Source organism: Methylophilus sp. 14, assembly GCF_015354345.1.
GTDB lineage: Bacteria > Pseudomonadota > Gammaproteobacteria > Burkholderiales > Methylophilaceae > Methylophilus.
In genome coordinates this window covers 249,855-263,762 of record NZ_JADKYS010000002.1, presented here as the reverse complement: position 1 = coordinate 263,762, position 13,908 = coordinate 249,855, and the positions used below count along the sequence as shown (strand labels likewise).

17 protein-coding genes are annotated in these 13,908 nt (G+C 51.2%); 13 read left to right on the top strand and 4 right to left on the bottom strand.

Annotation, left to right across the window (positions count from 1 at the left end):
• Positions 1-6: 6 nt before the first annotated feature.
• Complete coding sequence (locus INP78_RS06455) at positions 7-1,221, top strand: NnrS family protein (RefSeq protein ID WP_194741372.1); 1,215 nt, start codon at positions 7-9, stop codon at positions 1,219-1,221.
• A gap of 3 nt (positions 1,222-1,224) precedes the next feature.
• On the opposite strand, the gene INP78_RS06450 is transcribed toward INP78_RS06455, so the two are convergent.
• A complete protein-coding gene (locus INP78_RS06450) occupies positions 1,225-1,776 on the bottom strand; it encodes a thioredoxin family protein (RefSeq protein ID WP_194741371.1) in 552 nt (183 codons plus the stop codon).
• Positions 1,777-1,875: 99 nt separating this feature from the next.
• Between INP78_RS06450 and INP78_RS06445 the strand changes: the two genes are divergently transcribed.
• Together INP78_RS06445 and INP78_RS06440 are read left to right on the top strand one after the other, a co-directional pair.
• Positions 1,876-2,610, top strand: coding sequence for a 16S rRNA (uracil(1498)-N(3))-methyltransferase (locus INP78_RS06445; RefSeq protein ID WP_194741370.1), 735 nt, complete (start codon positions 1,876-1,878; stop codon positions 2,608-2,610).
• Positions 2,611-3,258 carry a hypothetical protein gene (locus INP78_RS06440; RefSeq protein WP_194741369.1) on the top strand — a complete coding sequence of 216 codons (648 nt, stop codon included), beginning with the start codon at positions 2,611-2,613 and terminating at the stop codon, positions 3,256-3,258. It begins immediately after the preceding gene.
• Between the two features lie 130 nt (positions 3,259-3,388).
• On the opposite strand, the gene INP78_RS06435 is transcribed toward INP78_RS06440, so the two are convergent.
• Together INP78_RS06435 and INP78_RS06430 are read right to left on the bottom strand one after the other, a co-directional pair.
• Positions 3,389-3,643 (bottom strand): type II toxin-antitoxin system RelE/ParE family toxin, encoded by a 255-nt coding sequence (locus tag INP78_RS06435; protein ID WP_194741368.1) that lies wholly within the window; start codon positions 3,641-3,643, stop codon positions 3,389-3,391.
• Complete coding sequence (locus tag INP78_RS06430) at positions 3,627-3,842, bottom strand: ribbon-helix-helix protein, CopG family (RefSeq protein ID WP_194741367.1); 216 nt, start codon at positions 3,840-3,842, stop codon at positions 3,627-3,629. The genes INP78_RS06435 and INP78_RS06430 overlap by 17 nt, the downstream gene beginning before the upstream one ends.
• Positions 3,843-3,977: 135 nt before the next feature.
• On the opposite strand from INP78_RS06430, the gene INP78_RS06425 reads away from it, so the two are divergent.
• The 10 genes from INP78_RS06425 to INP78_RS06380 all read left to right on the top strand — a co-directional run bounded on the left by INP78_RS06425 (position 3,978) and on the right by INP78_RS06380 (position 12,681).
• On the top strand, positions 3,978-4,445 hold the full coding sequence (locus INP78_RS06425; protein WP_194741366.1) for a nuclear transport factor 2 family protein: 468 nt from the start codon (positions 3,978-3,980) through the stop codon (positions 4,443-4,445).
• Between the two features lie 8 nt (positions 4,446-4,453).
• Positions 4,454-5,386 carry an AEC family transporter gene (locus INP78_RS06420; RefSeq protein ID WP_194741365.1) on the top strand — a complete coding sequence of 311 codons (933 nt, stop codon included), beginning with the start codon at positions 4,454-4,456 and terminating at the stop codon, positions 5,384-5,386.
• A 166-nt stretch (positions 5,387-5,552) separates the two neighbouring features.
• On the top strand, positions 5,553-6,725 hold the full coding sequence (gene cfa / locus INP78_RS06415) for a cyclopropane fatty acyl phospholipid synthase (RefSeq protein WP_194741364.1): 1,173 nt from the start codon (positions 5,553-5,555) through the stop codon (positions 6,723-6,725).
• Between the two features lie 316 nt (positions 6,726-7,041).
• Positions 7,042-8,610, top strand: coding sequence for an amino-acid N-acetyltransferase (gene argA / locus INP78_RS06410; protein ID WP_194741363.1), 1,569 nt, complete (start codon positions 7,042-7,044; stop codon positions 8,608-8,610).
• 70 nt (positions 8,611-8,680) lie between these two features.
• Positions 8,681-9,562, top strand: coding sequence for an acetylglutamate kinase (gene argB / locus INP78_RS06405; protein WP_194741362.1), 882 nt, complete (start codon positions 8,681-8,683; stop codon positions 9,560-9,562).
• Positions 9,563-9,588: 26 nt separating this feature from the next.
• Positions 9,589-10,245 (top strand): pyrimidine 5'-nucleotidase, encoded by a 657-nt coding sequence (locus INP78_RS06400; RefSeq protein WP_194741361.1) that lies wholly within the window; start codon positions 9,589-9,591, stop codon positions 10,243-10,245.
• Positions 10,246-10,310: 65 nt separating this feature from the next.
• Entirely contained in the window at positions 10,311-10,904 is a 594-nt protein-coding gene (gene slmA / locus INP78_RS06395; protein ID WP_194741360.1) for a nucleoid occlusion factor SlmA, read from the top strand.
• A 24-nt stretch (positions 10,905-10,928) separates the two neighbouring features.
• On the top strand, positions 10,929-11,153 hold the full coding sequence (locus INP78_RS06390; protein WP_194741359.1) for a DUF2788 domain-containing protein: 225 nt from the start codon (positions 10,929-10,931) through the stop codon (positions 11,151-11,153).
• A 37-nt stretch (positions 11,154-11,190) separates the two neighbouring features.
• Entirely contained in the window at positions 11,191-11,532 is a 342-nt protein-coding gene (locus tag INP78_RS06385; protein WP_194741358.1) for an excalibur calcium-binding domain-containing protein, read from the top strand.
• Between the two features lie 213 nt (positions 11,533-11,745).
• Positions 11,746-12,681, top strand: a complete 936-nt coding sequence (locus INP78_RS06380; protein ID WP_194741357.1) for a sensor domain-containing diguanylate cyclase — start codon at positions 11,746-11,748, stop codon at positions 12,679-12,681.
• 13 nt (positions 12,682-12,694) lie between these two features.
• Here the strand turns inward: INP78_RS06380 and INP78_RS06375 are convergent, their stop codons facing one another.
• On the bottom strand, positions 12,695-13,906 hold the full coding sequence (locus tag INP78_RS06375; protein WP_194741356.1) for a multifunctional CCA addition/repair protein: 1,212 nt from the start codon (positions 13,904-13,906) through the stop codon (positions 12,695-12,697).
• Between the last annotated feature and the right edge of the window lie 2 nt (positions 13,907-13,908).

Sequence of the window (13,908 nt, the reverse complement as noted above, 5' to 3'; positions counted from 1 at the left end):
TTCCCTATGCAGCCGCTGATTCAAATCTCTCCGCCCAGCCGCAAACTGCCCACGCAAGGCTTTGCTTTATTCAATCTAGGTTTCCGGCCTTTCTTCTTATTGGCAGCAATCTTTGCGACCTTGTCTATGGCGGTTTGGATGGCGCGTTATTTTCAATATAACGCACAATCTTTCACGACCATTTCAGCCTCACAATGGCATGCCCATCAAATGCTGTATGGCTTTGCTTTTGCCGTGATTGCGGGATTTCTGCTCACCGCAGTGAAAAACTGGACTGGCATACAAACGCTGCATGGCCGCCCGCTGATGGGACTGGTGGCATGTTGGACTATTGCCCGCGGTGTAATGTTGATTGCCCCGGCGAATATCATCGTCGCCGCGACCTTCGACCTGCTATTTAATGTCTGGCTGATTGCCGCAGTCGCGCAGCCGATCATCAAGGTCAAACAATGGCGGCAACTCGGCGTGCTGTCAAAAGTGGTATTTCTCACCATGGGCAATATGGCGTTTTACACCCAGGCACTGGGCTGGACAAGCCATGGTGCACACGCGGCGCTATGGATAGGCCTGCTGTTGAATGTGAGCCTGATTATGGTCATCAGCCGCCGTATTTTGCCGATGTTTATTGAGCGAGGTGTGAAAGAGGAAGTGACACTAAAAAACAACGCTTGGATAGACCGACTGCTGATGGTTAGCCTGGCGGCGCTGCTGATCAACATACTGACCATCAACGTTGAAATAATCAATGTAGTGTTAGGACTCACTATCACCATCAGTGCTGGATTCAGGTTATGGCGCTGGCATACGCCAGGCATCTGGCAGGTGCCGTTGCTATGGAGTTTTTACTGTGGCTTGTGGCTGATTAACCTGGGGTTTTTACTCTATGCGCTTAGTTTTATCCTCGCTGCTACACCGGTGATTTTTGCCATCCACTGCTGGGCGATTGGCGGTATTGGTGTGATTACCTTAGCCATGATGGCACGCGTTTCGCTGGGTCACACCGGCCGCAATATCCACACCCCGCCACGCAGCGTGGTCTGGGTATTTGGCCTGGTGATTTTTGCCACCCTGAGCCGCGTGTTACTGCCTATCGTACTGCCTGAATATTACCGCTTATCCGTGATGCTGGCTGCCAGCGGCTGGATAGTCGCGTTCGGGCTATTTTGCGTCACCTACTGGCCGATACTCAGCAAACCACGGATAGACGGCACGCCAGGTTAAGCGTTACTCTTTCCACTTAATCGAGCAACCGATACTCGGTATTTGTTGCTCGGGCCCTTGCCCGCTCTCAGCCACCAACTTCATGGCCTTAAACAAATCGCGCGTGCTGTCAGGCGCCGTTTCTTTACGGCTTTCGTCAAAACGGCCACGGTATTGCAACTCAAACTGGTTATTAAAACCAAAAAAATCCGGCGTACATACCGCATCATAGGCTTTGGCCACTTGCTGTGTTTCGTCCAGCAGATAAGGAAAAGGCAACGCCATGTCTGTTGCCAGTTTTTTCATGTTTTCCGGGCTGTCTTCAGGATAATCAGACGGGTCATTAGACATAATCGCCACGGTGTTCACGCCCAGCACTTGCAGTGCTTTCACATCGGCAATCAGGCGCGGCAAAATCGCTTTGACATAAGGGCAATGGTTACAGATAAACATCACCAACATGCCATTACGGCCCATGCTGTTTTCCAGGTTAACCAGTTTGCCATCAACATCTGGCAAGTTGAATGCCGGGGCTTTCCAGCCAAAGTCACATACGGGTGGGCTTATGCTTGCCATCAGAGTTGCTCCTGCGATTGAATTCAAACCATGATGGTACGTGATTAAAGCGCTCAGGTGAATCTCCTGCGCACAGGCATTTTGGTTACAATGCCAGTCATGAGTAATTTACGATTTCATAGCCCGACGGCATTAACGGTCGGCCAGCAAACAGCACTGAGCGACAATGCCATGGCGCATGCAGTGAGGGTGATGCGGCTCAAAGTCGGCGATACGTTGACCCTGTTTTGTGGCGATGGCTTTGACTACCAATGCGCACTGACCAACATAGAGAAAAAATCCGCCCAGGTGGAAGTGCTGAGCCGCGTGCAAATCAGCAACGAATCACCACTTGCGATTCGATTGCTGCAAGGGATTTCCAGCGGTGACCGTATGGATTACACCATCCAGAAAGCCGTCGAACTCGGCGTGACCGAGATTTATCCACTCAGCACCGAGCGTTGCGTGACCAAGTTAACGGGCGACCGTGCCGAAAAACGCACGGAACACTGGCAAGGCGTCGCCATTGCCGCCTGTGAACAAAGCGGCCGCGCGGTGGTGCCCACCGTGTATGCGCCACTCACGCTGGCGCAATGGTTCAGCCAGCACGCAACGCCAGAGACGCTAAACTTGTTGCTGAACCCGGTTGGCGCCAAACGGCTGGCCGCTTTAAGCAAACCAGCGAGTACCATTCAACTGCTGATAGGCCCTGAAGGCGGCCTAAGCCCGGCTGAAATCGAACTCGCCACACAACACCACTTTCAATCGATTGTCCTCGGCCCCAGAATTTTGCGCACCGAAACCGCCGCGCTCACCGCCATCGCCAGCATGCAGTCGCTGTGGGGCGATTTTTAGATGAAAAAAGACATAAAAGCAATTAAAAGCGAGCTAATCTCAAAAATAGAGCATGGCATTAAAAAGTCATGGTCAGAAGCTCAAGAAATGTTTGGGGAGATTGAGGATATTCTAGTAAAAAACAAACTAATAGATGCAGAGTATCTTATCACTGTAAATATTGCGCAGTCGTTGAAAGCATTAAATCTATATTTGGGATCACCCTATCAAATCCTACTTGAACATCCAACCAAAGAGTTCGCTACAAATTGCACTCCATTAATACTAAAAAATAAGCCATATACCTTTAATACAACCAGCCAAATTAGAAGTGGAACCTACGACAGTAACAAAAGAAGCGGAAAAATTGATATTGCAATTTACGACAATTGCACACCTGCTTATGGTCAACTTCCATTATGTGCTATTGAGGTCAAAGGATTTAACCCGAGCAAATCTAGCATAATTAAAGACTTGGAGAGAAATTTAAGCTTTTTTGAGATTACATCTAACACAGGAAACTCAACACTACCCCTTGCGGCCTTTGCCACAATTAAACTCTACTTCAACTCTGCAAAGCAAAATAAACGAGTTAATAATTTAAATAAAGTTAAAACACTATATGAAAGCTACCTAACTGCTCTAGCAATTCCAGCGTCCATAGAGTAAACTATATCCGTTTTTGATGTTGACTATGGCCAACCGTTTGCCCAAGAGGATCTTTGTTACGAAGTTGAAGGGTACTCTAAACAAAACCATTTTCATTCCTTGGGCGTAGTAGTTACTTTTTCCAGGGTTTCTACTTATAAACCTCTTTCCGATGTGCAACCCTAATCACCAAAATAACCAATTGTGCATCCTGCACTTCATACACAATTCGATAATTGCCCACCCGTATTCTGCGCAAACCAGAAAACTCGCCCTTTAGCACGCTTCCTGCTGTGGGTGTGATTTTGAGTTTTTCAATCGCGTCAAATAATCGTTGCCGTTGCGGCTGGTCAATTTTTGCAAGCGCCTTGAACGCGCTTTGTTTGATGCTAACCGAGTAGTTCATTTTTTACGGCATCCCAATCCAGCACTGGGTCAGCAGGGTCGCGTAATACCTGAATCGCCTGATTAATATCCTCAAAGTCTTCCAGATAATATTCAATGGCCTGACGCACCACTTCGGCACGCGTCCGTCGTAATTGGCTAGCCGCACTATCGAGTGAATCTACCAGCGCATCAGGTAGTCTTGCAGTAATTTGGCTCATTATTAGCTCCGCGACATTTAATGACTTTCAATGAAAGTCATTATAAGCTCAGTATAGTCAATGTCAATTTTTGCGATTGCTTTATACAACAGCCTTTTGTAGCATCAGGTAACTTTAAACAAAAAAGGTAAAACCATGGAAACCCGTCCACCGTTACCGCCATTCACTTTAGAAACTGCCATCCAGAAAGTACGTTTGGCAGAAGATGCCTGGAACAGCCGCGACCCGGACCGCGTGATCCAGGTCTATACCGAAGACACTATTTGGCGTAACCGCGCCGAGTTTCCCGTGGGCCGCCAAGCCGTGCATGGGTTTTTATCGCGCAAATGGGCGCGTGAACTGGATTACCGTTTAATTAAAGAAATCTGGGCGTTTTTAGATAATAAAATTGCCGTGCGTTTTGCCTACGAATGGCACGATGACTCCGGCCAGTGGTATCGCAGTTATGGCAATGAGAATTGGCTGTTTAATGAGGCCGGACTCATGATGCAGCGCCATGCCAGCATTAACGATTTGCCAATCCAGGCCAGTGATCGCAAGTTTTTCTGGCCGCTGGGCAGACGCCCGGACGATCACGCAGGCCTCACTGAATTAGGACTATAAGCCTCCACATGTTTGAAGTCATGCTGCAAATGGCGCTATTGATCGCCGCCGGAATGCTCTGGCAGCGCATGGCGCCTGACCATATGTCGGCGTTGTCACACCGGCGAGCACTCACAGACCTGGTGTTTTATATATTGCTGCCCGCGCTGGTACTGGATATTTTATGGCAAGCGCCGTTTGACGCCAGCACCCTCGCCTTTGCTGTGACTGCGCTTAGCCGCCTATCAGTCGCGGCTTTATGCATGTGGCTGACACTGCAACTGCTACAGCGCGTGATGACCATTTCGCGCGCCCAGCAAGGCGCATTGATGCTGGCCGCCACTTTCCCTAACGCCACCTATCTTGGCCTGCCGGTCACCAGCGAAGTGCTGGGCGACTGGACCCACGAAATCGTGCTCAAGTTTGACCTGTTTGCCTGCACGCCAGTGTTGCTGACACTGGGCATGCTGATGGCACAAAGCTATGGCCAGTCCGAGCATAAAACACATCCAGTAAAAGAATTATTAAAAGTGCCGCCGTTGTGGGCGCTGCTGCTAGCCACCCTGCTCAACCTGAGCCACCTCCCGCAACCTGTCATGGTCGGCCACGCGCTACATACCCTGGCTGGCGGTGTCGTCCCGTTAATGCTGATTGCCCTCGGCATGAGCATCCGCTGGGATACGTTTAAACTCAAATTGATTCCTTTATTGCTGCCCGTGTGCCTCATCGGCCTATGCATTGCACCCTTCGCTGCCTTATGGGTTGCCCGCGCACTGGGCCTGCACGACAACCAACTCACTGCCTGCGTCCTGCTCGCCGCCATGCCCACCATGGTGTTTGGCATTGTGATTTGCGAGCGCTACCGGCTGGATGGCGCCCTATATGCTGCCGCTGTATTTTTGAGCACCTTGCTCAGCATAGGCAGCCTGTCCCTCTGGTTTGTCCTGCTGCAAGGTTTTTAATCCTTTTTCTGCCTTAAACCCATGAAATCACGCATGTTGTGTGAATTTTTATGCGGCATGCTGTCATACGTCATATGACGAGTAGTCAAGCGTCACGACTGTTTTTAAGATAGCGATAAACAGTCACTCTTAATCGTTTGGTGTTATTTGGGATTATCAGAAGATCATGCCGAAAACCACGACCAACCAATATATACCTCCGCAACCCACGCCTCCCGAGACGCTAGTCAGCCTGCTCGCTGAAACCGGCGTTACCATCAATGGCCATGCCCCTTGGGATATCCAGGTGTATGAAGAAAGCGTCTACCGCGATGTGTTAACCAAGGGAACGCTGGGGCTGGGCCAGGCATTTATTGAAGGCCGTTGGGACTGCAAACGGCTGGATGAGTTTTTTCACCGCGTGATGCGCGCCGACATTGATGAAAAAATGGGCGGCATGGCCAAGCTGAAACTGCTGGGCGAAGTCATCCGCCACACGCTGTTTAACTTGCAGGCGCCACATCGCGCCTACCAGGTGGCACAGCAGCATTACGACATTGGTAACGACGTGTTTGAAGCCATGCTGGACAGCAGCATGAGCTACTCCTGCGCCTACTGGCAACATGCCAACACGCTGGAAGAGGCCCAATTCAACAAGCTGGACATGATATGCCGCAAGCTGGATTTGCAGCCAGGTGACACCGTCCTGGAAATCGGCTGTGGCTGGGGCGGCCTGGCCAAACACATGGCACAACACTATGGTGCACAGGTGGTCGGTATTACCGTCTCGGTCGAACAACAAGCCTTCGCCCGGGCACGCTGTGCGGGCTTGCCTGTCGATATACAGCTCAAAGACTACCGTGAGCTGCACGGGCAGTTCGACAAAATCGTGTCTGTGGGCATGTTTGAGCATGTCGGCCCCAAAAACTACGAGACTTATTTTGCCACCGCACACCGCCTGCTCAAAGACAACGGCTTGTTTTTACTGCACACCATAGGCAACCACAAAACTGCGCTGCACACCGATGCCTGGATTGATCGCTACATCTTCCCGAATGGCAAGCTGCCTTCAGTCAGCGAAATCAGCAAAGGCATAGAACAAAAGTTTTTAATTGAAGACTGGCACAACTTTGGCCACGATTACGACCGCACCCTGATGGCATGGTGGGATAAATTTAATCGCGCCTGGCCAGAATTACAGTTTAAGTATGATGAAAGTTTTTACCGGATGTGGAAATACTACCTGATGTGTTGTGCAGGCTATTTCCGCTCCCGGCAAGGGCAACTCTGGCAACTGGTATTGAGCAAACGGCAGAGCACCCGTATTTACCGCTCAATGCGCCCGGCGCCAGCAAGTTGATGTAAACGTAGTCCTCTCTGTCCTTCCTTATTGACGGCGCAAGCCGTCATTTTTTTGTGCTGAATATCCGTGCCAAAACGGCAAAACCCTTCTGAGCCGCCGATACACGCCGATGAATGCAGATAAAATCGTTAAAAGCAAAGCGCCTTACGAACTGCTTACCTTACATCTACTCAATATCTGTGATCACTAGAGTTGGTTTTATCGGCGTGCATCTGCGTTCACCGGCGGCCAACAAGGTTTTTATTTCCTTATTATTTGCAATAAAAACCATTTTTAATTATTATTTTGCAAAATAAATGCGAAAAATCATATTATGATCGGTTCAAATATTAGAGATTTGCGCAAATCGCAAAATCTAACTTTACAGCAATTAGCTTCTCGCATGGGGACTGACGCCAGCAATTTGTCGCGCATTGAGCGCGGAGAGGTGGGCATTTCCGAGACTCTGCTGCGCGCCGCCGCCCAAGCACTGAGCACCACACCGGGGCGGTTATATGATGCCAACCTGACACCGATCTCGCTGACGAATACTCCACCAGCGATCCTCTCCAGCGCCAACAGCAAAGACTTTGTGCACTGGTTCCGCTCCGCCGCGCCGTATATCCACGCCTTTGGCGGCAGCACTTTTGTTATTGCGTTTGGCGGCGAAGTCGTGAGCGAGCAACAATTTGTGGCACTTTCGCACGACCTCAACCTGCTCGCCAGCCTGGAAGTACGACTGGTGCTGGTCCACGGCGCCCGTCCGCAAATTGAACAACGCCTCAAACGCGACAACCTCACGCCCAAATTGCACAACGGCCTGCGGATTACCGACGATGCCGCCATGGAGGCAGTGAAAGAAGCTAATGGTGCTATCCGCGTAGAAATTGAATCTCTGCTCTCGATGGGGATTGCCAACTCGCCGATGGCAGGCAGCGATATCCGTGTCGCCAGCGGCAACTTTGTCACTGCTAAGCCGTTAGGCGTGCGCGATGGCGTCGACCTGCAACATACAGGAGAAGTGCGCAAGATTGATGCTATTGGCATTCAGAAACGCTTAGATGACGGCGAATTAGTGCTTTTATCCCCGATGGGCTACTCCCCCACTGGCGAAACCTTCAACTTAACCCTGGAAGACGTAGCCGTGAGTGCGGCGAGTGCACTGGACGCCGAAAAACTGATCTTCCTCATGGACTCAGAAGGCGTACACAACCTGCGCGGCGAGTTGTTACGTGAAATGACCTCTGCCAAAGCGCGCAACCTGCTGCGCAATGTGCAGGAGAGTGATGTGCCCATTCACTACTCCGAAGACGTCAATTACTACCTGCCCGCCGCCGTGCGCGCCTGCGAGCATGGTGTGACCCGGACGCATCTGATCTCGCGCCATATTGACGGCGCGATTATCCAGGAGCTGTTTACCCGGCAGGGCATAGGCACCATGATTACCGAACTGCCACTGGAAACCATGCGCCAGGCCAATATTGACGATGTTGGCGGCATTTTGATGCTGATTGAACCACTGGAAAACGAAGGTATTCTGGTGCGGCGTGGCCGCGAGCGCATAGAGATGGAAATCAACTATTTCTATGTCATGGAGCACGACAACCGCGTGATTGGCTGCGCCGCACTCTATCCATTTGCTCAGGAAAAAATGGTGGAGTTTGCCTGCCTGGCCATAGACCCGTCCTATCGCGGCGGTGGCCGTGGCGACAAACTGTTTAACTATTGTCAGGAAGTCGCCAGCCAAAAAGGCTATCAACAGCTGTTTTGCCTGACTACGCGCACCGAGCACTGGTTCCTCGAACGTGGATTTACCGAGCAGAATGTCGACCAATTGCCTGACGAAAAGCAAAAACTCTACAATTTTCAGAGAAAATCCAAAGTTTTCATCAAACCGTTATGAGTTTTTGGCTAAAATTCAGCCTGTACCCGATTGACTGCAATCGCCCGATGATTGAATGAAAGTTTGACCTATGCAAACCTCTACCGCCAGCCAAAAAGCGCAAACCCTGTCTGAAGCGCTTCCTTATATCAAACGCTTTTTTGATAAAACCATCGTCATCAAATACGGCGGCAACGCCATGACTGACGAGCGCCTTAAAGAATGCTTTGCGCAAGACGTGGTGTTGCTCAAACTGGTGGGCATGAACCCGGTGGTGGTGCACGGCGGCGGTCCGCAAATTAATGAGATGCTGGATAAGCTGGGCAAAAAAGGCGAGTTTATTCAGGGCATGCGCGTAACTGATGAAGAAACCATGGACGTGGTAGAAATGGTGCTGGGCGGCCAGGTAAACAAAGAGATTGTGAACCTGATCAACCGTCATGGCGGCAAAGCCGTCGGCCTGACCGGACAGGACGGTAACTTTATCCACGCGCACAAACTGCTGATGGAAGACCTCAAAGACCCAAGCAAGATGATTGATGTTGGCCAGGTGGGTGAGATTACCGCCATTGATCCGAGCATCATCAACTTTTTGGACAGCGGCGATTTTATTCCAGTCGTGGCGCCGATTGGCGTTGGCCGCGATGGCGAAACGTACAACATCAACGCCGATGTGGTGGCAGGCAAACTGGCAGAAATCCTCAATGCCGAAAAACTGATTCTGCTCACCAACACGCCTGGCGTGCTGGATAAAAGCGGCCAACTCTTAACCGGCCTGACACCGAAGCAAATTGACGACCTGGTGGAAGATGGTACTTTAAGTGGTGGCATGTTGCCAAAAATCAGTTCCGCCTTAGATGCTGCGCGTAGTGGCGTGAAGTCTGTGCATATTATTGATGGCCGCGTTGAGCACGCCCTGTTGCTGGAAGTGCTCACCGACGAAGGCGTGGGTACTTTAATTAAAGCTAAATAAGTAAGCAGTTACTTACTTTTAATATCATGTCGCGCAGGGTGTGGATTTTCGATCTCGATGACACCCTGCATAATGCTTCTGCGCATATCTTCCCGGTCATGAATCAAGCCATGACGCGTTACATCATGCAATCGCTAAACATGGAAGAAGCCGCCGCTCATCAGTTACGCCAGCATTACTGGCGCATTTATGGCGCCACCCTCAAAGGCCTGATGCGGCATCACGGTGTGGACCCGCATCATTTCCTGGCCGAGACCCATGCCTTTTTGACAGATGACATGGTGCAAACCACCAAGCAATTACGGCAACTACTGCAACGCCTGCCCGGGCGAAAATGTATTTTCACCAACGCCCCGCGTGCCTACGCCATGCGCGTGCTCAACGTGCTAGGCATCGCCGATTGTTTTTCACTGGTCTTCAGTGTCGAATCCAGCCGTTTTCATGCCAAACCCAGCGTGCGTGGTTTTCAATTGCTGTTGCGGCAACTGCAATGCCGGGCAGCCGATTGCACGATGTTTGAAGACAGCCTGCCCGCCCTGATGACGGCCAAGCGCTTAGGCATGCGTACCGTGTGGATCAGCCGCCGCCTGCACAAGCCAAACTTTGTGCAATATAGGTTATCGCATGTGTTGGCACTCACTCACAGTCCGTTAAAAAAAGCCGCACATGCATTTCCGTGCTGAGCGAATGCGGTTAAAATAGCCGTCAAAATAACAACACTCACTTGGGTTCGGTTCTGGAAATCACAATGGCAACCATCAATAAAGAAGCACGCGCAAACCGCAAACAGCAAATTTTGGAAACCCTGGCAGGCATGCTGCAAACACCGCGTGGCGAGAAAATCACCACTGCCGCACTGGCCGCCAAACTGGATGTTTCAGAAGCGGCGTTATACCGTCACTTTGCCAATAAGGCCAAAATGTTCGAAGGCCTGATTGAGTTTATTGAAGGCGCGCTGTTTGGCGTCATGAATAAAATCACCACCGATGAAACCGACGGTCTCAAGCAAGTACAACTGATGCTGCAAACCATGCTCAAATTTGCCGAGCGCAACCCGGGTATGTCGCGCGTGCTGATAGGGGATGCACTGGTCAACGAAGACGAGGCCCTGCAAGCACGCATCAACCAGTTACTGGACCGCCTGGAAGCTAGCCTGAAACAATCATTGCGTATTGCCGAAGCACAAGGCAATAAAATCACCGATGCTGGCATCGCCGCCAACACCATGATTAGCTTCGTGCTTGGTCGCTGGCATGCATTTGCCAAAAGCGGCTTTAAACGCAAACCTAGCGACAACCTTGAACAGCATGTGACGCAACTGATTACCGGCTGTTTGCAATAAAAAAGATGTAGAAAGTTTTAATCGATGGAAACCACCGTTTTTGGCATGAATGAGGCCCAACTCACCGAGTTTGGCATGAGCTGGGGCCTTGCCGGGCTGATCCTGTTCATTGTATTTATTGTCGGCAACCTGGCCTGGAAATCCAAAGCAGGCAAAACCGGGACATTCGCGCTGTTTCTCGCCCTCACCTTAGGCATGGTGGGTTTTCTGGCCAAACTCGCTATTCAGCATTACCTGAATATTCAGTAAAACCTGAACGATTGAATCGAAAACACGCGCATCGTCCATGAACGTCATCAAAATATTTGGCATCGTGACATTATCTTGTGCTGGTTATATCGTTTTGGATAACTTAATCCTACCTGCACTCACATCTCAACATCCAGAGACACAATCGACGCAGCCTATTAGATACAACTCGCCAAAGATTGATACACCTACCCCGAAGGCTGAACCAATGATGCATGAAAACTTCAGTGCAGGCTGCGACGGACACACGCATTGCTCACAAATGCGCTCATGTGAGGAAGCCAAACAATGGTTGTCGCGCTGCCCGAATGCCGAAATGGACGGAGATGGCGATGGAGTTCCGTGCGAACGGCAATGGTGTAAATCCATTTTTAATTAATACTGACTGACAAAGACACAGAGGTAACAGACTCTTGTTTCTTCGACTTGACCCAGTGCAATCGCCACAACACGCGGCAGCCGCTGCCACGTCCATCTCTTACTGCTCTGCCAAGGTTAACGCTTTATTACGTTTATGACACCCATGGGCTATTGCGGTGCCTGCCGCAGTCCGCTAACCTAAGCCATACATAGTGATAAATACTTGCCTGATATGGACAAATCCCCTCCCAACGACAGTGATGTCTACAAAACCTTGCTGGAGTCGACCAAGGCCATCCCGTGGAAGATTGACTGGGCGTCCAAGCAATTTTCCTACATCGGCCCACAAATTGAACCCCTGCTAGGCTGGTCGCCAGAAAGCTGGCACTCGGTGGAAGACTGGGTCAACCGCATCCATGAAGAAGACCGTGAACGCGTGTTCAATTTTTGCGTACAACAATCGCTACAAGGGCTGGACCATGAAGCGGACTATCGTGCACTGGCGGCAGATGGCAGCTTTGTCTGGATCCGCGACGTCGTGCATGTGATGCGCACGCTGACTGGCGAGCCTGAAGCATTGATCGGCTTTATGTTCGACATCAGCGAACGCAAAAAAACCGAAGAACAATTACTGATTCTGCAAAAGCAACTGGAAGAGCTTTCTTATAAAGATGGCTTGACCGGCGTGGCCAACCGCCGCATGTTCGACACCGTGCTGGAACGGGAATGGCTGGAAGCCAGGCAACATCAGCACCCGTTGTCACTGATCATGATTGATATCGACTACTTCAAGCAATTTAATGACTTTTACGGGCATTTGCAGGGCGATGAAATACTCAAGCAAGTGGCCAAGACACTGGCGCAGGCCGGGGTGCGTACCAAAGACTTTTTTGCCCGCTTTGGCGGTGAAGAGTTTGCGCTGATTTTGCCAGAGACCAATGAAGTGTCGGCCGGCAAAATTGCCGAGCGTTGCCGCAACCTGATCTTCAAGGAGCAAATTCCACATGCCAAGTCGGAAATCAGCCAGATACTGACCATAAGTGTCGGCGCTGGCAGCATCACGCCTAGCCAGGCGGACGACCTCAAAACCTTTGTTGAATCGGTAGATGCGCTGATGTACCAGGCCAAACGCAATGGCCGCAACCGTATTGTGGTGAACGGCGCCTGAAGCTAGCGCACGATTAAGGCAGTATCGCCTGTATGGCGTGGATACGTGCCTCAGCCACGGACTGTTTGATGTGTGCCGGAGAGCTGCATTGCTTGGCAATGGCCCCGGCATCCACAGTGAGTGCAGCCTGCAACGCCATGGCTAAATGCTCGGCATCGGCCAACGGGCAATCCTCCAGCCCTAAACGGCCGCGGCTGTCGCATTCACAAGCCAGCAAAAAGTCTTCGAAGCGCATACGCTGACGGAACGCATCCAGCTCCTCCAAAAACTGCAATAAGGTGCTGGCCTTCATCTGCCGGGCCGCGTGCAATTTGCCATGATACTTAGCCACCACCTGCGCTAGGTCCTTGCAATCATTGGGCACACGCAGGCGGGCCACCACTTCTCGAATCAAATCCACGCTGCGCAATTCATGGCCAATATGACGCGGCAAGACGTCAGCAGGCGTTGTGCCCTTGCCTAAATCGTGGGTCAAGGCAGCAAACCTGACCGGCAAGCTGTAGCCTTGTTTGGCCGAGTAATCAATTACCATCATGACGTGAATACCGGTATCGACCTCAGGGTGGTATGTGGCAGTTTGCGGCACGCCCCACAGGCGGTCCAGCTCAGGCAAGATGACTTTTAACGCGCCACACTCGCGCAGCATTTCAAACATGCGGCTGGGTTGCTTTTCCATCAGGCCCTTGGCAATTTCCTGCCAGACACGCTCAGCGACCAGTGCGTCGACCTCTCCGGCATCTACCATCTCCCGCATCAGCAACATCGTTTCCGGTGCCACGGTGAACTCGGTAAAACGTGCCAGGAAGCGCGCAGCGCGCAGGATACGCACCGGATCTTCACTAAAAGCATCCGTCACATGCCTAAGCAGTTTTTTCTGGATATCCAACTGGCCGTTAAAAGGATCGATCAGGCTGCCATCATCGGCTTCTGCAATAGCATTCATGGTGAAATCACGACGAGCAAGATCTTCTTGCAGTGTCACTTCAGGCGCCGCATAAACGCTAAAACCTTTGTAGCCTTTGCCTGTTTTTCGTTCGGTGCGCGCCAGTGCGTGCTCCTGCTGGGTATCTGGATGCAGGAATACCGGAAAGTCTTTGCCAACCGCACGGTAGCCCGCTGCCAGCATCTGCTCGGGCGTGGCGCCAACCACGACATAATCCCTATCCTTGACCGGCAGGCCAAGCAGGCGATCGCGGACCGCGCCTCCTACCTGATAAATCTGCATGG

Bases quoted from the DNA above. Each gene is read 5' to 3' on its own strand.
- INP78_RS06455 (WP_194741372.1), top strand. From the start codon at position 7: ATGCAGCCGCTGATTCAAATCTCTCCGCCCAGCCGCAAACTGCCCACG.
- INP78_RS06450 (WP_194741371.1), bottom strand. From the start codon at position 1,776: ATGGCAAGCATAAGCCCACCCGTATGTGACTTTGGCTGGAAAGCCCCG.
- INP78_RS06445 (WP_194741370.1), top strand. From the start codon at position 1,876: ATGAGTAATTTACGATTTCATAGCCCGACGGCATTAACGGTCGGCCAG.
- INP78_RS06440 (WP_194741369.1), top strand. From the start codon at position 2,611: ATGAAAAAAGACATAAAAGCAATTAAAAGCGAGCTAATCTCAAAAATA.
- INP78_RS06435 (WP_194741368.1), bottom strand. From the start codon at position 3,643: ATGAACTACTCGGTTAGCATCAAACAAAGCGCGTTCAAGGCGCTTGCA.
- INP78_RS06430 (WP_194741367.1), bottom strand. From the start codon at position 3,842: ATGAGCCAAATTACTGCAAGACTACCTGATGCGCTGGTAGATTCACTC.
- INP78_RS06425 (WP_194741366.1), top strand. From the start codon at position 3,978: ATGGAAACCCGTCCACCGTTACCGCCATTCACTTTAGAAACTGCCATC.
- INP78_RS06420 (WP_194741365.1), top strand. From the start codon at position 4,454: ATGTTTGAAGTCATGCTGCAAATGGCGCTATTGATCGCCGCCGGAATG.
- cfa (WP_194741364.1), top strand. From the start codon at position 5,553: ATGCCGAAAACCACGACCAACCAATATATACCTCCGCAACCCACGCCT.
- argA (WP_194741363.1), top strand. From the start codon at position 7,042: ATGATCGGTTCAAATATTAGAGATTTGCGCAAATCGCAAAATCTAACT.
- argB (WP_194741362.1), top strand. From the start codon at position 8,681: ATGCAAACCTCTACCGCCAGCCAAAAAGCGCAAACCCTGTCTGAAGCG.
- INP78_RS06400 (WP_194741361.1), top strand. From the start codon at position 9,589: ATGTCGCGCAGGGTGTGGATTTTCGATCTCGATGACACCCTGCATAAT.
- slmA (WP_194741360.1), top strand. From the start codon at position 10,311: ATGGCAACCATCAATAAAGAAGCACGCGCAAACCGCAAACAGCAAATT.
- INP78_RS06390 (WP_194741359.1), top strand. From the start codon at position 10,929: ATGGAAACCACCGTTTTTGGCATGAATGAGGCCCAACTCACCGAGTTT.
- INP78_RS06385 (WP_194741358.1), top strand. From the start codon at position 11,191: ATGAACGTCATCAAAATATTTGGCATCGTGACATTATCTTGTGCTGGT.
- INP78_RS06380 (WP_194741357.1), top strand. From the start codon at position 11,746: ATGGACAAATCCCCTCCCAACGACAGTGATGTCTACAAAACCTTGCTG.
- INP78_RS06375 (WP_194741356.1), bottom strand. From the start codon at position 13,906: ATGCAGATTTATCAGGTAGGAGGCGCGGTCCGCGATCGCCTGCTTGGC.